Here is an 18,443-nt window from a genome sequence, read left to right on the forward strand (position 1 = left end):
CCCTCCGCGCGGTCACGGGGAAGCGAGGGCAGGGGTGGGCAACGACACCGTGCGGACACCGCCGGCCGACGGATCGGCGGAGCTGAGACGCGAGCAGCGCGGCTGGTACTTCTACGACTGGGCCTGCTCCGTCTACTCGACGAGCGTCCTGACCGTGTTCCTCGGCCCCTATCTGACCTCGGTCGCCAAGTCGGCCGCGGACGCCGACGGGTACGTCCACCCCCTCGGTATCCCGGTGCGGGCCGGCTCCTTCTTCGCCTACTCGGTGTCCCTGTCGGTGATCGTGGCCGTGCTGGTGATGCCGCTGGTGGGCGCCGCCGCCGACCGCACCGGCCGCAAGAAGCCCCTGCTCGCGGCCGCCGCCTACACCGGCGCCACGGCCACGGCGGCCATGTTCTTCCTGGACGGCGACCGCTACCTGCTGGGCGGGGCCCTCCTGATCGTCGCGAACGCCGCGCAGTCCGTGGCGATGATGCTCTACAACTCCTACCTGCCGCAGATCGCCCCGCCCGAGCAGCGGGACGCCGTCTCCTCCCGCGGCTGGGCCTTCGGTTACGCGGCCGGTTCACTGGTCCTCGTCGCGAACCTGGTCCTCTACACGGGGCACGACGGCTTCGGCCTCTCCGAGAGCACGGCGGTGCGCATCTGCCTGGCCTCGGCCGGCCTGTGGTGGGGTGCGTTCGCCCTCATCCCGCTGCGGCGGCTGCGCGATCGCCGGACGGCCGGGCGGGAGGCGGCCCTGCCGGGCTTCAAGCAGCTCGCGGCGACGGTCCGCGACATGCGCCGCCACCCGCTGACGCTGGCCTTCCTGCTCGCGTACCTCGTCTACAACGATGGCATCCAGACGGTGATCTCCCAGGCCTCGGTCTACGGCTCCGAGGAACTCGGCCTCGGGCAGTCCACCCTCATCGGTGCCGTGCTGCTGGTGCAGGTGCTGGCGGTGGCGGGCGCACTGACCATGGGCCGGCTGGCCCGGGTGTACGGGGCCAAGCGCACGATCCTCGGTTCGCTGGTCGCGTGGACGGTGACGCTGGCGGCCGGGTACTTCCTGCCGGCCGGGGCGCCGGTGTGGTTCTTCGTCCTGGCCGCCGGGATCGGCCTGGTCCTGGGCGGCAGCCAGGCGCTGTCCCGCTCGCTGTTCTCCCATCTGATCCCGCCGGGCAAGGAGGCCGAATACTTCTCGGCGTACGAGATGAGCGACCGCGGCATGAGCTGGCTCGGGCCGCTGCTGTTCGGGATCACCTACCAGCTGACCGGGAGCTACCGGGACGCGATCATCTCGCTGGTGGCCTTCTTCGTTCTCGGCTTCGTCCTGCTCGCTCGGGTGCCGGTGCGGCGTGCGATCGGCGAAGCGGGGAATCCGGTTCCAGACAGGATTTAGCACTCGGAGCGAAAGGGCTGTAGTGTACGCGTTTGGCCTGCCAGGCGGACCGTTACTGCGCGTCAAAGATGCCGAAACGCTGGGTTATATCTGCTATCAGATGTGACAAACCGGGCGCTGGTGGGTACAACAAGGGCGGCTACGACGGCGACGCACGACCCGGAACGGGACTCGGAACGGGAATCTTTACCGCCGACCGGACGTTGACCGGATGACGACGACAGCGACACCTGTCCTGTGGGCGACAAGCCCGGGAGGCACGATTCATGAGTGAGCGAGCTCTTCGCGGCACGCGCCTCGTGGTGACCAGCTACGAGACGGACCGCGGCATCGACTTGGCCCCGCGCCAGGCCGTGGAGTACGCATGCGAGAAGGGGCACCGCTTCGAGATGCCCTTCTCGGTCGAGGCGGAGATCCCGCCGGAGTGGGAGTGCAAGGTCTGTGGGGCCCAGGCACTCCTCGTGGACGGCGATGTCCCTGAAGAAAAGAAGGGCAAGCCCGCGCGTACGCATTGGGACATGCTGATGGAGCGGCGCACCCGTGAGGAACTCGAAGAGGTCCTCGAGGAGCGCCTGGCGGTTCTGCGATCCGGTGCGATGAACATCGCTGTTCATCCCCGGGACAGCCGCAAGTCGGCATAGCCCTTCACGGGCCCGGCCGAAGTAACAGCGCATCAGAAGACCGCGGGCGCCGTACGAGGAGTACGGCGCCCGCGGTCTTCCGCGTGTCCGGTGCCCGGGTGTGTGCGCCCGGGCACGGCTCAGTACGTCAGCGGCGGGCGGGGCGGCTGCGCGGCGTCCCCGGGCTCGTCCCTGATCACCTCGCCCTGCACGACCTTGCCGTCGGGCTGGTGCATCCGGGCCTGCTGGAAGGCATCGCCCAGGGTGCCGGGGCGGGCCTGACTGAGCTTGCGCTCGAAGGTGCGCTCCGCCGAGCGGCTCACGGCCTTCTGAACCGGCGGCAGCAACAGGAGCAGGCCGACCGCGTCCGACGCCAGGCCGGGGATGATCAGGAGCAGGCCGCCCAGCATCATCAGGCCGTTGCCCTCGCTGCCCGGGTGGGCCGCGTCGGGCATCACACCGCTCTGCTGCTGTTGCAGCGCCTCGGAGAGCTTGCGGAAGGCCCGCCGGCCGGCCCGCTTGATGACGACCGAGCCGAGCACGAGACCCGCCAGCAGGACGAGGAAGACCACCAGCCCGCTCGTCGCCCCCGCGACCAGCGTGAGCAGCCAGATCTCCAGCACGAACCACGCGGCGACACCCAGCGGCAGGAACGTACGCAGCCGGGAGCGCTTGGGCCGGGCAGGGGGCAGCGGGGTCTGAGCGCCAGTCGTCATGCCTCCAGTGTGCCTGGCCCCGGCTCAGCACGGGATAAGGCCGCCATCAGCTGTTTCTGTGAACGGCTGCCCCGGTTGTCTCTGTGAACGGCTGCCCCGGCCGTGCGCGCGGTTAGGGCTTCGGGGGTTTGCCGCCGCGCCCCGTGACCTTGCCGACCCGCTCCCCCACGCCCCAGGCCGTGACGCGCCACAGCGCCTCGACGAGGATGTCCCGACTCATCTTGGAGTCGCCGAGTTCGCGCTCGACGAAGGTGATGGGCACCTCGACCACGTGGTAGCCGGCCCGGACCGCGCGGCGGGCGAGATCGACCTGGAAGCAGTACCCCTGCGAGGAGACCTCGTCGAGGCCGAGGCCCTGAAGGGTCTCGCGGCGGAAGGCACGGTAGCCGCCGGTGATGTCCCGCAGCGGCAGGTCGAGCGCCAGCCTGGAGTAGAGGCTGCCGCCCCGGGAGATCACCTCGCGGGACTTCGGCCAGTTCACCACCCGGCCGCCCGGCACCCAGCGCGAGCCCAGGACCAGGTCGGCGCCCTTGAGGGCGGTGAGCAGACGGGGCAGTTCCTCGGGCTGGTGGGAGCCGTCGGCGTCCATCTCGATCAGCACGCCGTAGTCGCGCTCCAGGCCCCAGTGGAAGCCCGCGAGGTAGGCGGCGCCCAGGCCTTCCTTGCCCTTGCGGTGCAGCACGTGGACGTGATCGTCCTCGACGGCCACTTCGTCGGCCAGCTTGCCCGTGCCGTCCGGGCTGTTGTCGTCGGCCACGAGCACGTGCGCCTCGGGGACGGCCTTGCGTACCCGGCCGACGATGCTCTTGATGTTCTCCGCCTCGTTGTAGGTCGGGATGATCACCAAGGCCGTACCGAGCGGGCCGAACTTCCTCACCTGGGCTTCTGCCGCGAGGGTTCCGTCGCCGTCGTTCACTGCTGCCCCTTCATGTTCATACGCAGGGGTCCACCATAGTGGGCCCGGCCTGCGATGACGTGACAGGACGTTCGAATCGCGGTGTCGAATCCGCAAGACGCGGGTAAGAGGGCGCCTCCCGGCGTGCGCGTACGGCGGATGGGGGCCCGGCGCCCTTCGGGCCGGCCTGGGATCCGCCGGCTGCGGATCGACCGAGAGCCGTTGTCTACTGAGCGCCCGGGCCCCACCCGGGTCACACCTCCCCGACCGGCCGGAACGTTCCCTCGGCGCTGCGCCGGCCTGAGCCTGGCTCCCAGTGGCGGTGCCCGGTGCGGCACCGTCCCTGACCCGGCGGCGCCGCGGCGAGTGCTCGGACGTTCCCCGGTCGGGCGTCCGGTGGTGGACTCGGACGAACCTACCGGCCTCCTGCGGCCGCCTGTCAACAGCCCTCCGACCTGCGCATCTTGCGGTAAAGCCCTGGTCAGGGCCGAGGATGCGCAGGTCGCGCGCCGGGGGCGCGGCGCACGACTTCATGCGCGCCACCCCCGTAGATCACTCGCCCGGCCCTACGAAGACCGTGCGTCCGCCCACGACGGTGCGCAGACAGACGGGCAGGTCGCGGCCCGGGGTGAGGTCGGGCAGTCCCGGGGTGCCGGAGCGGGGGTCCGTCGACCAGCGGGCGACGCGGTCGTCCGGGGCCTGGACGACGAGTTCGCCGGTGCGCCAGACGGCGTAGTCGGCGGGGGCGCCGGGGACCAGCACGCCCGCGTCGTCCCGTCCGACGGCCCGCCAGCCGCCGCGCGTGTGCGCCGTGAACGCGGCGCGAACGGAGACGCGGTGCTCCGCCGTGCGGTGAAAGGCGGCGGCCCGGACCGTGCCCCACGGGTCGAGCGGGGTGACCGGGCTGTCGGAGCCGAACGCGAGCGGGACACCGGCGCGCAGCAGGGCCGCGAAGGGGTTCAGGGCCCGGGCCCGCTCCTTCCCGAGCCGCTGCGCGTACATGCCCTCCTCGCCGCCCCACAGGGCGTCGAAGGCCGGCTGCACGGAGGCGGTGAGGCCGAGTTCGGCAAAGGCGGCGACACTCTCCGGGGTGAGCATCTCGGCGTGCTCGACGCGGTGCCGGGCGGCGCGGATCCGGCCGAGCCCGAGCTTCTCGGCGGCGGCGCGCATGCCCTCCACCACGGCGTCCACGGCGGCGTCGCCGATGGCGTGGAAACCGGCCTGCAGTCCCGCCTCCGTGCAGGCCACGACGTGCGCGGCGACCGCGGCGGCGTCCAGGTAGGCGATGCCCGTGTGCCCGGCATCGGCGTACGGCTGGTGCAGACAGGCCGTGTGCGAGCCGAGTGCGCCGTCGACGAACAGATCCCCCGCGGCACCGGCCGCACCCAACTCCCGCGCCTTGGCGACGTCCTGCTCGGCCCAGTAGCCGACGACCCGCGGCCCGGGCCCCTCTCCCGCGAGGCGCAGCAAGCCGGTGAAGTCGTCCTCGGAGGAGATCTCGGGCCCGGCGCACTCGTGGACCGTGCCGATCCCGAGCGAGACGGCGTGCGCGAGGGCGGCGCGTTGCGCCTCCGTGCGCTGCTGCGGCGTCACGGCGGCGAACGCGGCGCCCCGCACGGCGTGATGGGCGTCCGCGGTGAGCGGACCGTCCGCACGGGTGACATCGGGAACCAGGTCGAGCAGGGCGGAGCTCACGACCGCCGAGTGGACGTCGATCCGGCTGAGGTAGAGGGGTCGGTGCCCGGTGGCCTCGTCGAGTTCGGCCCGCGTCGGAGGCCGGCCTCCGGGCCAGCGGGCGGCGTCCCACCCGTGCCCGAGCAGGACGCGGTCGCCCGGACGCGCGGCGGCGAAGTCCCGTACGAGGGCGAGGGCGGCTTCGAGAGAGGGGGCACCGGACAGATCGAGCCCGGTGAGGGCGAGCCCCGTGGAAGTGGTGTGCACATGCGCGTCCGTGAACGCCGGAGTGACCAACGCTCCATCGAGATCGACGACCTCGTCGACCCCGTCCGCGAAGGCGTCCGCGGCCCCTTCGGACCCCACCCAGGCGATCTGCCCCCGCTCCACGACCATCGCGGTGGCGAAGGGGTCGGCGGGGCTGTGGACCTCTCCACGACGGAGAAGAACGGTCTTGGGCGGGGCGGTGGACTCACTCATGGAGCACAGTCTCACAGGGGCGGGGGCGACTCCTGAATCAGGGGCGCGGGGAACTGCGCGAACAACCCCGCACGACCCCGCGCCCGGCAACCGGCAACCGGCGTCAGATTCGCGGCGGCCGCGCCTCGTACGGAGTGGACAGCACCACCGTCGTCCGCGTGGACACCCCCGCCAGCGACCGCAACCGGGCCAGCAGCTCCTCCAGCTCGTGCGGCGTCGCCACCCGCACCTTCAGGATGTAGTTCTCGTCGCCCGCGACACTGTGGCACGCCTCGATCTCGGGCACGCCGGCCAGCCGGTCCGCGATGTCGTCCGGCGCACTGGGATCGAACGGTTTCACCGAGATGAACGCCGTCATCGGCAGTCCGACCGCCTCCGGGTCGACGACCGCGGCATAGCCCCGGATGACACCCCGCTGCTCCAGCCGCCGCACCCGCTGATGCACGGCCGACGTGGACAGCCCCGTGGCCTTGCCCAGGTCGGTGTAGCTCATCCGCCCGTCCTTGACGAGCAGCTGCACGATCTGTCGGTCCAGCTCCTCCATGGCGCAAGAACCTACAGGGCGGTTGATCTCCTCGGATACCTGAGCAGCCCAGGTCATGCCCGGTTCGTGATGTGGCCGGAAGCCGACTGTCAGCCGTCCGGGGGACAAATGCGCCGCAGCGGACACCTGCACGGGGCATGTGACGAACGCCACAGGCCTCGAACAGTCTCCGTAATGTTCTCGTGATTACCGCCCAGGGGTGACGGGAAGTGCTTGCTGTGGTCGAGGCCGCAGTGCCTGATACGGCCCAGCCCGAGGGGGAGAACCCAATGCAGAGTCTTAAGCGCCCTGGTCGCACCGCACCCAAGCGGCAGCAGCTCGTCGTCGAGCCCGAGCCGGAGGGTGTCGAACCCGACGCCTTCGACGACGAACTCGACGCCTACGACACGTTCGAGATGTTCCGGGTCGTCTGCCCGGACTGCGCGCAGCCCATCGCCCTGCTGGCGGACGAGGAGGTTCTGCCGGAGCACGCGCTGTGCGCCTCACCGTGGAACCCCTTCGGGCTCACGGTCTGCGCCGGGACCGGCCGCAGGGCAACGGACGCCCGTTCCGCGGACGAGTCCGCGGAACCTCAGGAGCAGGACACCGCACTGCTGTTGACGCTCCCTCAGGGGCTCGACTGGCGGACCCAGCCCTTCTCGCACGTCGGCGGCCCGGGCTCACGGCCCATCAGGGTTCCGGTCATGCGCCGCGCGGCCTGAGCGCGGGCCCTCCCGGCCCGTTCGCTCCACTCCCGTAGCTGAAACCGCACCACGGCTCGTGGATCGCCGTGGTGCGGTTCGGTGTGTCCGGAGTCGTGTGCGGCACTGAACGAACGCCCGATTCCGTCGTCCGGTGACCTGTCCGGGCTTGCCGCGTTGCCCTGGTATGACCCCCATCTCCTCAGCGACCGGGCGTCAGCGCCTCCTGTACGTCCCGCCGCCCGCAGAATCGGTTCGGCCGGCTCCGCCGCGCTATCAGGACCCGCCGATCTACCGCGACTTGATGCAGACCTGGGCCGAGGGCGGCCGCACCCTTCCGGGCCGGCACGATCCGGAGTGGATGCGGCTCGCGGCCCCCTGGCGGGGCCTCGACCAGTTCAGCGTCCCTCTGGACCCACGAGATGGCGGGCGATGACCATCCGCTGGATCTGGTTGGTGCCCTCCACGATCTGCAGCACCTTGGCCTCGCGCATATAGCGCTCGGCCGGGAAGTCGGCGGTGTAGCCGTAGCCGCCGAGGATCTGCACGGCGTCGGTGGTGACCCGCATCGCCGTATCGGTGCAGTGCAGCTTGGCCATGGCGGCCTGCCTGGCGAACGGCCGGCCGGCGTCCTTCAGCCGCGCCGCCGCGAGGTAGAGCGCGCGGCCCGCCTCGATCTGCGTCGCCATGTCGGCGAGCATGAACCGCAGCCCCTGGAAGTCGGCGATGGGCTTGCCGAACTGGCGCCTTTCGGCCGCGTAGGCGAGCGCCTCGTCGAGCGCGGCCTGCGCCACGCCGATCGCGCACGCCGAGATGCCGAGCCGCCCCGAGTCGAGCGACGACAGGGCGATCGCGAAGCCCTGCCCCTCCTCGCCGATGCGGCGGTCGTCCGAGACGCGGACGCCGTCGAAGTGGACCTGCGCGGTGGGCGAGCCCTTCATGCCCATCTTCTTCTCGGGCACCGCCGCGCTCAGCCCCTCGGCGTCGCCGGGCACCAGGAACGCACTGATCCCGCGGGGGCCCTCCTCGCCGGTGCGCGCCATCACCGTGTAGAAGTCCGCGACGCCGCCGTGCGTGATCCAGGCCTTGGTGCCGGTGATCACCCAGTCGTCGCCGTCCCGTACGGCCTTGGTGCGCAGGGCCGCCGCGTCCGAGCCGGAGTGCGGCTCGGAGAGGCAGTAGGCGCCGAGCAGGCCGCCGCCGAGCATCGCGGGCAGGTGCTCGACCTGCTGCTCCTTGGTGCCGTAGGCGGCGAGCGCGTAGGAGGCCAGGGAGTGGACGCTGACGCCGAGGCCGACGGTGAGGCGGGCCGCGGCGAGCTCCTCCAGGACCTGGAGGTAGACCTCGTAGGGCTGGTCGCCTCCGCCGTACTCGGAGTCGTACGGCAGGCCGAGCAGCCCGGAGCGGGAGAGCAGTGTGAACAGCTCACGGGGGAAGCGGCCGGCGTCCTCCTCCTCGGCCGCATTCGGGGTGATCTCCTGCTGCGCGATGTCGCGCACGAGTGAGATCAGGTCCCGGGCCTCCTCCGTGGGCAGTTGTCGGTCCACCGGCTGCGGGGCACGGTCGGGCATGGCGACGCTCTCCTCCCTGTCGGGCACTGGCGGACGGGCCCATGGGTGGGGGCGGCGCCGCCGGGTCGTTCTGGTGCCTGGCCGATGCTTGCAGTCCCGGGTCTCGGGAGCTGCTGACCAGCGGCTGTGCGCTGTGAGTATGCCCGATCGGAGGCATCCCGTCACCAGTTAACGACCGCTCACTTCAAGAATAAGCCGCGCGCGACCGGTGCGGCGAAATTGGTCCGAACCATTGACCCAAGTGGTCTAGTCCTCCTACTGTTTCGCTCCACCGATTCACCGCGTTCATGCCAATCGGCGCGCGTTTCCCTCTCCCCACGAGGAGACACCGGATGCACACCCCCCACCGTTCCCGCTTCCGGGCCATCGTGTCCGCGGCCTGCTGCGCCGTCCTCGGCGCCGGCCTGCTGGCCGGCGCGGGCACCTCCGCCACCGCGGCGACCTCGGCTCAGGAGGCCGCCGCCGATTCGAAGGCCGCTCCCGGCGCCAGGGCCGGATCCAAGGTCATCGGGTACTTCACCGAATGGGGCACCTACGACCGCAAGTACTACGTCAAGAACATCGAGACGTCCGGATCGGGCAGCAGGCTCACCCACATCAACTACGCCTTCGGCAACGTCACCGGCGGCAAGTGCGCCATGGGCGACGGCTACGCCGCCACCGACCGGGCCTACACCGCCGCCGAGTCCGTCGACGGCAAGGCCGACACCTGGGACCAGCCGCTGCGCGGCAACTTCAACCAGCTGCGCAAGCTGAAGCAGAAGCACCCGGATCTCAAGGTCCTGTGGTCCTTCGGCGGCTGGACCTGGTCGGGCGGGTTCGGTGAGGCCGCGAAGAACCCGGCCGCCTTCGCCCAGTCCTGCTGGGACCTCGTGGAGAACTCCAAGTGGGCGGATGTGTTCGACGGCATCGACATCGACTGGGAGTACCCGAACACCTGCGGCGCCACCTGCGACACCAGCGGCAAGGCCGCCTTCAGGAACCTGATGCAGGCGCTGCGGGCCAAATTCGGTCCGCGGAACCTCGTGACCGCGGCGATCACCGCCGACGCCACCCCGGGCGGCAAGATCGACGCGGCGGACTACGCGGGCGCCGCCCGGTACGTCGACTGGTACAACCCGATGACGTACGACTTCTTCGGCGCCTGGGACGCGGCCGGTCCGACGGCCCCGCACTCGCCGCTGACCTCGTACTCCGGCATCCCGAAGGCGGACAACCACAGCTCGGCGACCATCGCCAAGCTCAAGGGCCTCGGCATCCCCGCGTCGAAGCTGCTGCTCGGCATCGGCTTCTACGGCCGTGGCTGGACGGGCGTCACCCAGGCGGCCCCCGGCGGCACCGCGACCGGCCCGGCGGCGGGCACGTACGAGCAGGGCATCGAGGACTACAAGGTACTCAAGGGAACATGCCCGGCGACGGGGACGGTGGCCGGCACGGCGTATGCCAAGTGCGGCAGCAACTGGTGGAGTTACGACACCCCGGCGACCATCGGCACCAAGATGAACTACAAGAACCAGCAGGGCCTGGGCGGCACGTTCTTCTGGGAGCTGAGCGGCGACACGTCGAACGGTGAGCTGATCAAGGCCATCCGTTAGCGCGCCGGGCGAGGGGCGGAGGTCCGCGGCGGACTCTCCGCCCCTTTCTCATGCGCCCCGGCGGGCGGGCTGCGGTGCCGGATGGGCGGGGTCGAGTTCCTCGATGGCGCGCAGGACGCCCCCGAGGGTCTTCACCAGCAGCTCGCACATGGTGTCGCGGGGCAGCTCGGGGCGGTCGATCCATTCGAGCGTGGCGCCCTCGACACTGCACACCCAGGACAGCAGGCCCATCCGCGTCAGCGCGGTGACGTCGGCACGGCCGTACGCACCCTCGGCGATGGTGGTCACGACGGCTTCGCGCACTCCGTCACGGATGGCGTGCACCTCGGTGTCGAAGCCGACTCCGCCACTCACGATCGTGCGGTACGCGGCCTGGTTGTGCTCGGCGTAGCGCAGATAGCTGTCGATGGTGCGCTGGACCCGGTCGACCGGGGGCAGTTCCAGACCGCTCGCGGCCAGGGTGAGCAGCTCGGTGACGGAGTCCTGGATGATGGCCAGGTAGTAGCCGCGCTTGGACTGGAAGTAGTAGTAGATCAACCCCTTGGCGACGTGCGCCTGCCGGGCGATGTCGTCCATCGACAGGGCGTCGTAGGAGGTGTCGGCGAACAACCTCCGCCCGATAACGATGAGTTCGGCACGGCGCGCCATCGAGCGCTCGGTACCGCGGGCCCTGGGACGCGCGGCGGGCTGGGGGCTGATATTCAATTTCGACCCTGGTCTCAACGGGCGGGGTGGGACCTCCGCAGTATGGCAGGCCCCACTCCCGGTCCGTGGGTCAGGTCACAGCAGCCCGAGCTGGGTCACGAGCATCGCCACGACCACGACGAGGGCCCAGCCCATGAGGTGCTCGACGACCTTCGGACCGTCGTCCTGAGGACCGCCGGTGCGGACGCGTGGGGCGGTGACTGAGTGCGTGGTCATGGCTTCTCGCTCATTCGGTGGCTGGAGGGACTCCCCCGGAGTTCCGTCCACCTTGCCACCGGAAGTGGCTTTTGCGGCCGAGAGCTTGCTCACACGCGTACGCCCACGGCGGTCAGCGCCTTGCTCTGGGCCTTGCTCGGACGCGCCGGGAAGTACAGGTAGCAGACGCCGCCCGTGCCCGAGACGACCTTGCCGGAGGCGTTGTACCGCTTGGTCCGGAGCCAGATGTTCTCCCACTCGCGCCGCCGGTAGACGCGCCGTACGGCCTCGTTGCTCGCCGAGAAGGGGTCGTTGGCGATCACGTCGCCGTCGGCGGTGAAGCCGATGACGGTCATCAGGTGCCCGGCGGTGCCGTAGCCGGCACCGGTCAGCTCCTCCTTGAGGAACGACTGGGACGTTATGGCCGGGATGCCCGCGGCGATCAGCGTCTCCAGTTCGGTGAGCGAGCCGAGCCGGGTGACGACGCCCTGGAGGTCCTTGAACGTGGCGGCGTAGGCGGCGTTGAAGGGCCAGTTGCCGCAGCCCGCGTACTGGTAGTCGTAGGTGTAGCGGGCCGCGTGGCAGACCTGTGGGTCGGCGTACGAGGGATCGACCCAGGCCAGCTGCCCGTCGGTGAGCCGGCCGCCCCAGTACTCGATGATCATCTGGGAGGACGTCGGGCTGCACCAGGCCTCGCCGCCGTTGTCGTACTCGGGGTACTGGCCCTTGTGGATCTCCTGCGAGTAGCGCGGGACGGCCAGCTCCTTCGCGAGGCCGGGCACGGACGCCGGGACGGTGAACCGGTCGGGCACGTCGGAGCCCATGACGCCGAGCCGCCACACGGTGGGGGTCGCCTTGGTACCGGGCTTGCGGTGGAGGGTCAGGCGCAGCCGGCAGGAGGCCAGGCGCAGGCCGGTCGACGCGTCGTCGATCGCCAGTGTGTCGGTCCAGACGGTGCTCTTGCCGTCGCTCTGGTCGTCGACCGAGGTGCGCCGGATGTCCTGGTCGCCGGCCGCCCAGCGGGCCATCACGTACCAGGGGGTGCTGGTGCCGTCGGTGTAGGTGCCCTTGATCTCGATCTGGATCCAGGTGCCGGCCGGGGTGCGCGCGTTCCACGAGACGATCGCCTCGGCCGCGGGGACGGCGAGCCGGTGGACGGGGGACGTCCAGGTGCCGTACTGCCACTCGGCGGTCTTGCCGGTGTGCGGATCCGTGTAGGCGGCGGTTCCGGCGGGCTTGGCGATCACCAGGCCCGGGCGGGTGCCCGCGACGGCCCCGGTGCCCTTGGCGGTGCCGCCGCGCCAGTCGCCGTACGAGACCCAGGCCCGGTTGTCGACGGTGCGGGCCGGGACGGCCCGGGCGGGATCTGCGGCGTCGGTCGTCACAGGGGCCTCGGGTCCGGCGGCCGCCGGACCCGCGCCCGCGGTGACGGCGGCGGCGACCGCGGCGGCCAGGACGGTTCGGCGGGAGGGCGGTTCGGCTCTGCGCATGACAGGGACCCCCGGATGTCGGAGTCGGGCAGGAGCGGGGCAAGTCCGTGCACGGCCGGTCGTATCCGTGCGTGCGCCACATATGAGCACAGCACGCCGTGTCCTGCCAGCACTTCGACGCGCGCCGCGCCCACCAATATTGGCGTCGACCAGTGGCATCCGGGCCGGACCCCGTCATTAGAGTGCTGAGCGAGATGAATCCCTCCTTCCGCCCCGCACCGGGCCCCGCGGTCCGCGACCTGGCCGCCCGCATCCGGCACCTCTCCCCCTCCTGCGGCCCGGTCCGGCTCGTCGGCGTCGACGGGCACGCCGGATCCGGAAAGAGCACGTTCGCCGAGCAGTTGGCCGCGGCGCTGGGCGATGCGCCGGTGCTGCGCCTCGACGACATCGCCAGCCATGACGCGCTGTTCGCCTGGACCGTCCGGCTGCTGGAGCAGGTGATCGAGCCGCTCTCCCACGGCCGGACCGCGCACTACGCCCCCTACGACTGGCGGGCCCGCCGCTTCGGCCCGCCGCGTCCGCTGCCGCCGGCCCCGGTGCTCCTCGTGGAGGGCGTCGGCGCCGGACGCCGGGCACTGCGCTCCCACCTGGCCCTGCTGCTGTGGATGGAGCTGCCACGCGAGGAGGCCTGGGCGCGAGGAAGGTCGCGTGACGGGGAGGAACAGCGGGAGTTCTGGGACGGGTGGGTTCCAGCGGAGCGCCGGCATTTCGCCGACGATCCCTCGCGGCCGTTCGCCGACCTCCTGGTACGGCAGCGAGATGAGGGATACGAGGTGCTCGCGGGACCTGCTGGGACCGTTGGACCGGACCAGCCCCTCACGCACGGTGACGGGCCGCCCGCTGTGTGCTGAACTTGTGAAGGCGCTTGCGGGGCAAGTTTCCGGAGTGCTTCAACTCGGCTTGACCACCGGGCCGCACAGGTCTTACGTTCTCAATGTGCGGCATCGGAGCCGCCCACAGACGCGAAGCCCCCGGTTGTTCCCCCGTGATCGGGGGCTTCGTTCTGCCTTCTTCCGGTTTCACGGCCGCCGCGGGGCGCCGGACGCTCACCCTGGGTCACCGCGCACGAGTGCGCCGTGTCCGCTCCCACCTCGCCGAACGGCCCGTGCGGCACCCTACGGGCGCGCCGCCCCCGCAGGTACGATGCCCTCGTCGCGACCTACGGACGGTTGCTTCGCGCACGACGCAACTCCGGTCCGTGGCACAGCGGTTCGAGCAGGGCAGCGCCGGCTGGGGGACGGCTCGTTGGCATACCGACGGGGGCACGCTTTCGTGGGGGACGTGATGGACTTCGGCACGCAGGGCCCTCAGGCCCCGGCCGACCTCGCCTGGCTGCGAGGCGTGGACGCCTACACCATGGGCGCGTATCCGCAGGCGGAGGAGGAGTTCCGTGCCGCCGTGCGGATGGACTCCGGGATGGCCGACGGCTGGCTGGGGCTGCACGCGCTGCGCGTCGACACGACGACCGCGCTGCTGCGGATGTTCCGGCACCGGGACCGCTTCGGGGAGCAGCGCTCCCGCTACGGCCGCACGCTCAACTCCTGGTACTGGCTGGGCTGGTGGGTGCAGCCCGTGCTGGAGAGCCCCCGCGATCTGCTGCTCGCGCACGCCTCCCACTGGCTGGACGGCCGCCATGTCCCCGAACTGGACCAGGCCCTCGCCGGGCTGCCGCCCGTCGACACCGACCACCAGGTCCGCTTCCTGCACGCCTGCCGCGCCTACCTGGTCAAGGACTGGGAGCAGCTGGTCCGTCACACCGACCCGCTGCTCGGCGATCCGATGCTCGGCATCGAGGCCGGCCTGTTCGGGGGCATGGCCCGGGTCCGCCTGGAGATGTACGGCCAGGCCGAACCGCTCCTGTCCGCCGCGCTGATGCGCTGCCGCAGCGAGCAGCCGCAGCGCAAGGAGCTGCGCTACTGGCTGGCCCGGGCCCACGAGGGCACGGGCCGCAGCGCCGCCGCGCTCCCCCTGTACCGGGCCGTGCACCGCGTCGACCCGGCCTTCATGGACACTTCCGCCCGGCTCGCCGCCATCGCCGAGGGCGACGGGTACGACGACGTCACGGACCTCGCGGCGATCACACTCACCGGCGCGGGCCAGGACGCCGTGGACGGGCCGGACGGGTTCGATCCGCTCTTCGGCATCGAGGGGCGCGACCTGAGACTGCCCGACCCCGAGCTGCCGATCGCTCCCCTGCCGCCGGTGACCGGCCCTCCGGTGCGCGAGCGGACCGGCCCCGTTCCCTCACTGCCCGCCGGGCCCACCGACCCGGCGTTACTGGAGGAAGCGCTCGCCGAGCTGGAGCGCATGGTGGGGCTGGAGCCGGTGAAGCGCCAGGTCAAGGCACTGTCGGCACAGCTGAACATGGCCCGGCTGCGGGCCGGGCAGGGCCTCCCGGTCCAACCGCCGAAACGCCACTTCGTCTTCTCCGGCCCCTCCGGCACCGGCAAGACCACCGTCGCCCGCATCCTCGGCCGCGTCTTCTACGCCCTCGGGCTGCTCGGCGGCGACCATCTCGTGGAGGCACAGCGGGCCGACCTCGTCGGCGAGTACCTCGGGCAGACAGCGGTGAAGGCGAACGATCTGATCGACTCGGCCCTCGGCGGCGTCCTCTTCGTCGACGAGGCCTACTCGCTGTCCAACTCGGGCTACGGCAAGGGGGACGCGTACGGGGACGAGGCCCTGCAGGTCCTGCTGAAGCGCGCGGAGGACAACCGCGACCACCTCGTGGTGATCCTGGCCGGCTACCCGGAGGGCATGGACCGCCTGCTCGCCGCGAACCCCGGGCTGTCGTCCCGTTTCACCACCCGCGTCGACTTCCCCTCGTACCGGCCGCTCGAACTCACCGAGATCGGCAAGGTGCTCGCCGCGGAGAACGGCGACCTGTGGGACGACGAGTCCCTCGACGAGCTGCGGTCCATCGCGGGGCACGTGGTGGACCAGGGGTGGATCGACGAGCTGGGGAACGGGCGGTTCCTGCGGACGCTGTACGAGAAGAGCTGCGCGTACCGGGATCTGCGGCTGTCCGTGTACCCGGGCGTGTTGGGCAGGGAGGACCTGGCGACGTTGCGGTTGCCGGATCTGATGCAGGCGTACGGGGAGGTGCTGTCGGGGCGGGGGCCCGGGAATCCATCGGGCGTGTGAGGAACCGGCATTGCCGCTGAGAGGCGGGTGGGCGCGCAACCCGGCGGAGCGGGGTTGCGCGCCCACCCGTGCCGCCCTCAGGCGGCACGCATGCCCGCAGCTGGACCTAGGTGGCCAGTACCTCCTCCGACGCCCCGCTGCTCCTCGGCTCGGTCAGCTTCACCTCGCGCACCTCCCGGTGCGCGGGATCCCGTACCTCCCCCACCAGCAGCTCCAGCACGTCCTCCAGCGCGACCAGCCCGAGCACCTTGCCGGACGCGTCGGCGACCTGGGCCAGGTGCGTCGCCGCCCGCCGCATCACGGTGAGGGCGTCGTCGAGGGGCAGCTCGGGCCGCAGGGTCGTCATGGGGCGCCACAGGTGCTGCGGAACGGCGCGGTCGGAGTCCTCCACGTCGAGGACGTCCTTGACGTGCAGGTACCCCATGAACGCGCCGGTGTCCGCGGCGACCGGGAACCGGGAGTACCCCGTGCGGGCGGTGAGTTCGACGATCCGCCCGGGCGTGACCGACGGGCTGACCGTGACCAGGGACTCCCGCTTCAGCAGGACGTCCGTCACCGGGCGCGAGCCCAGCTCCAGGGCGTCCTCCAGACGTTCGGCCTCCTCGGGGTCGAGCAGGCCCGCCTGGCCGGCGTCCTCCACCAGCCGGTTCAGCTGCTCACTGGTGAAGACGGCCTCGACCTCGTCCTTGGGCTCGACGTGGAAGAGCCGCAGGATGCCCTGCGAGACCGCGCCGAGGGCGGCGGTGATGGGCTTGCAGAAGCGCGCGAACCAGACCAGGCCGGGGCTGAGCCACAGCGCGGCCTTCTCCGGCGCCGCCATCGCCAGGTTCTTCGGGACCATCTCGCCGATGACGAGGTGGAAGAAGACCACGGCGGCCAGCGCGATGACGTAGGTGAGCGGGTGGATCATGCCGTGCGGCAGGTGGATCCACTCGAAGACCGGCTCCAGCAGGTGGGCGACCGTCGGTTCGGCGACAGCACCGAGGGTGAGGGAGCAGATCGTGATGCCGAACTGGGCCGCCGCCATCATCTGCGGCAGCCGCTCAAGACCGTAGAGGACCTGCCGGGCACGGGCGGTGCCGAGCGGCTCGATCTGGCTGCGGCGTACGGAGACCAGCGCGAACTCGGCGCCGACGAAGAAGCCGTTGGCGAGCACGAGCAGCGCGGCGAAGAGAAGCTGGAGCACGCTCATCGGACGGCCTCCGCCATGGAGACCACCGGGGCGGTCCGCACCAGCCGGACCCGCTCCGCGCGGTAGTGGCCGACCTGGCGCACCGCCAGCCGCCAGCCGGGCAGCTCCGCCTTGTCGCCGACGGCCGGGATGCGGCCCAAGAGGTCGGCGATCAGGCCGGCGACGGTCTCGTACGGGCCCTCGGGCACGTCGAGGCCTATGCGCTGCAGGATGTCGACCCGGCAGCTGCCGTCGACGTCCCAGGCGGGCCTGCCGTCCTCGGGCGGCGCGGCGGCCAGCTCGGGCAGGTCGTGGCCGTCGTGCTCGTCGCGGACCTCGCCGACGATCTCCTCGACGATGTCCTCCAGCGTGACGACACCGGCGGTGCCGCCGTACTCGTCGACGACGACCGCGATGGGCTGCTCACTGCGCAGACGGGTGAGGAGCGGCCGTACCGGCAGCGTCTCGGGGACGAGCAGCGCCGGGCGGGCGATGTGGCCGACGGGGGTGCGCAGCCGGTCCTGGACGGGCACGGCCAGGGCGTCCTTGAGGTGGGCCATGCCGACGACCTCGTCGATCTTCTCCCGGTAGACCGGGAAGCGGGACAGGCCCGTGGCGCGGGTCAGGTTGACGACGTCCTCGGCGGTGGCCGAGGACTGCAGGGCGCTGACCTTCACGCGCGGCGTCATCACGTGCTGCGCGGTCAGCTCGCCCAGCGACAGGGTCCGCACGAACAGGTCGGCCGTGTCCTGCTCCAGGGCGCCGGCCCGGGCCGAGTGGCGGGCCAGGGAGACGAGCTCTCCCGGGGTGCGCGCGGAGGCCAGCTCCTCGGTGGGTTCGATGCCCAGGGCGCGCACGAGCCGGTTGGCGACGGCGTTGAGGCCGGCGATGACCGGGCGGAACAGCCGGGCGAAGACGTGCTGCGGGCCCGCGACGAAACGCGCGACCTGCAGCGGCCGGGAGACCGCCCAGTTCTTGGGCAGCAGCTCGCCGATCACCATCTGCACGGCGGAGGCCAGCAGCATGCCGACGACGACGGTGACACCGGAGACGGCTCCCTCGGGGATGCCGATCGAGATGAACGGGCCGTGCAGCAGCTCGGCGAGCGCCGGTTCGGCGAGCATGCCGACGACGAGCGAGGTGATGGTGATGCCGAGCTGGGTGCCGGAGAGCTGGAAGGACAGTTCCCTGAGTGATTCGACGACCCGGAGGGCGCGCCGGTCGCCTTCGGCGGCGGCCTTCTCGGCCTCCGGCCGTTCGACCGTCACGAGTCCGAACTCGGCCGCCACGAAGAATCCGTTGGCGAGAATCAGCAGGAACGCAGCTGCCAGGAGCAGCAGGGGGGTGGTCATGGTGCCGCCGCCTCCACACGGTCGCGAACCCCGGCTACGAGGTTCGCGCTATCTGGGCAGGGGGCGGCGCAGGTACTGCAGGACGATCCGTCCATCGCCGGAGGGGGTCACTCCTCGGTTAGCAGGAGCCTCTGCGCACCGGTCGGGGCGACAGAAGCGGAGGCGCATCCATCACGCCTCCGCCAACAGATTAATCAAGACATGGCCCGGTACGGCAGTGGCGGCCGCCC

At 71.3% G+C, this 18,443-nt stretch carries 16 protein-coding genes; 6 read left to right on the plus strand and 10 right to left on the minus strand.

Annotated features, from left to right (window positions below; translation table 11 throughout):
* Positions 1-34: 34 nt before the first annotated feature.
* Positions 35-1,381 carry an MFS transporter gene (locus RFN52_RS06360; RefSeq protein WP_184843510.1) on the plus strand — a complete coding sequence of 449 codons (1,347 nt, stop codon included), beginning with the start codon at positions 35-37 and terminating at the stop codon, positions 1,379-1,381.
* A 266-nt stretch (positions 1,382-1,647) separates the two neighbouring features.
* The gene (locus tag RFN52_RS06365) at positions 1,648-2,022 is read left to right on the plus strand and encodes an RNA polymerase-binding protein RbpA (protein ID WP_030247095.1); all 375 of its coding nucleotides are present in this window, start codon (positions 1,648-1,650) and stop codon (positions 2,020-2,022) included.
* Between the two features lie 119 nt (positions 2,023-2,141).
* On the opposite strand, the gene fxsA is transcribed toward RFN52_RS06365, so the two are convergent.
* From fxsA to RFN52_RS06385, 4 genes are all read right to left on the minus strand, one after another.
* Positions 2,142-2,717 carry an FxsA family membrane protein gene (fxsA, locus tag RFN52_RS06370; protein WP_184843513.1) on the minus strand — a complete coding sequence of 192 codons (576 nt, stop codon included), beginning with the start codon at positions 2,715-2,717 and terminating at the stop codon, positions 2,142-2,144.
* 112 nt (positions 2,718-2,829) lie between these two features.
* Positions 2,830-3,633: a polyprenol monophosphomannose synthase gene (locus tag RFN52_RS06375; protein WP_184843517.1), complete on the minus strand. Its 804-nt coding sequence runs from the start codon at positions 3,631-3,633 to the stop codon at positions 2,830-2,832.
* A gap of 531 nt (positions 3,634-4,164) precedes the next feature.
* Positions 4,165-5,766 carry an amidohydrolase gene (locus tag RFN52_RS06380; protein ID WP_184843520.1) on the minus strand — a complete coding sequence of 534 codons (1,602 nt, stop codon included), beginning with the start codon at positions 5,764-5,766 and terminating at the stop codon, positions 4,165-4,167.
* 103 nt (positions 5,767-5,869) lie between these two features.
* Positions 5,870-6,310 carry an Lrp/AsnC family transcriptional regulator gene (locus RFN52_RS06385; RefSeq protein ID WP_004002750.1) on the minus strand — a complete coding sequence of 147 codons (441 nt, stop codon included), beginning with the start codon at positions 6,308-6,310 and terminating at the stop codon, positions 5,870-5,872.
* A gap of 269 nt (positions 6,311-6,579) precedes the next feature.
* On the opposite strand from RFN52_RS06385, the gene RFN52_RS06390 reads away from it, so the two are divergent.
* The gene (locus RFN52_RS06390; protein WP_184843523.1) at positions 6,580-7,011 is read left to right on the plus strand and encodes a hypothetical protein; all 432 of its coding nucleotides are present in this window, start codon (positions 6,580-6,582) and stop codon (positions 7,009-7,011) included.
* A gap of 377 nt (positions 7,012-7,388) precedes the next feature.
* Here the strand turns inward: RFN52_RS06390 and RFN52_RS06395 are convergent, their stop codons facing one another.
* Entirely contained in the window at positions 7,389-8,561 is a 1,173-nt protein-coding gene (locus RFN52_RS06395; protein ID WP_184843526.1) for an acyl-CoA dehydrogenase family protein, read from the minus strand.
* A gap of 332 nt (positions 8,562-8,893) precedes the next feature.
* Here RFN52_RS06395 and RFN52_RS06400 point away from each other — a divergent pair, with 332 nt between their 5' ends.
* Positions 8,894-10,156 (plus strand): glycoside hydrolase family 18 protein, encoded by a 1,263-nt coding sequence (locus tag RFN52_RS06400; protein WP_184843528.1) that lies wholly within the window; start codon positions 8,894-8,896, stop codon positions 10,154-10,156.
* Positions 10,157-10,204: 48 nt separating this feature from the next.
* On the opposite strand, the gene RFN52_RS06405 is transcribed toward RFN52_RS06400, so the two are convergent.
* The 3 genes from RFN52_RS06405 to RFN52_RS06415 form a co-directional block, all read right to left on the minus strand.
* Positions 10,205-10,861, minus strand: a complete 657-nt coding sequence (locus RFN52_RS06405; RefSeq protein WP_184843531.1) for a TetR/AcrR family transcriptional regulator — start codon at positions 10,859-10,861, stop codon at positions 10,205-10,207.
* Between the two features lie 75 nt (positions 10,862-10,936).
* Positions 10,937-11,077 (minus strand): SCO1431 family membrane protein, encoded by a 141-nt coding sequence (locus tag RFN52_RS06410; protein WP_184843534.1) that lies wholly within the window; start codon positions 11,075-11,077, stop codon positions 10,937-10,939.
* 89 nt (positions 11,078-11,166) lie between these two features.
* The gene (locus RFN52_RS06415; RefSeq protein WP_184843537.1) at positions 11,167-12,546 is read right to left on the minus strand and encodes a C39 family peptidase; all 1,380 of its coding nucleotides are present in this window, start codon (positions 12,544-12,546) and stop codon (positions 11,167-11,169) included.
* A 194-nt stretch (positions 12,547-12,740) separates the two neighbouring features.
* Here RFN52_RS06415 and RFN52_RS06420 point away from each other — a divergent pair, with 194 nt between their 5' ends.
* Entirely contained in the window at positions 12,741-13,397 is a 657-nt protein-coding gene (locus tag RFN52_RS06420) for a uridine kinase family protein (RefSeq protein WP_184843540.1), read from the plus strand.
* Between the two features lie 433 nt (positions 13,398-13,830).
* Positions 13,831-15,690 carry an AAA family ATPase gene (locus RFN52_RS06425; protein WP_184843543.1) on the plus strand — a complete coding sequence of 620 codons (1,860 nt, stop codon included), beginning with the start codon at positions 13,831-13,833 and terminating at the stop codon, positions 15,688-15,690.
* A 106-nt stretch (positions 15,691-15,796) separates the two neighbouring features.
* Here RFN52_RS06425 and RFN52_RS06430 read toward each other — a convergent pair whose 3' ends face one another.
* Both RFN52_RS06430 and RFN52_RS06435 read right to left on the minus strand, forming a co-directional pair.
* Positions 15,797-16,882, minus strand: coding sequence for a hemolysin family protein (locus RFN52_RS06430; RefSeq protein ID WP_184843546.1), 1,086 nt, complete (start codon positions 16,880-16,882; stop codon positions 15,797-15,799).
* The gene (locus RFN52_RS06435; protein WP_184843548.1) at positions 16,879-18,213 is read right to left on the minus strand and encodes a hemolysin family protein; all 1,335 of its coding nucleotides are present in this window, start codon (positions 18,211-18,213) and stop codon (positions 16,879-16,881) included. The genes RFN52_RS06430 and RFN52_RS06435 overlap by 4 nt, the downstream gene beginning before the upstream one ends.
* Positions 18,214-18,443: the final 230 nt, after the last annotated feature.

The sequence above is a fragment of the Streptomyces collinus genome (assembly GCF_031348265.1).
GTDB classification, from domain to species: domain Bacteria; phylum Actinomycetota; class Actinomycetes; order Streptomycetales; family Streptomycetaceae; genus Streptomyces; species Streptomyces collinus.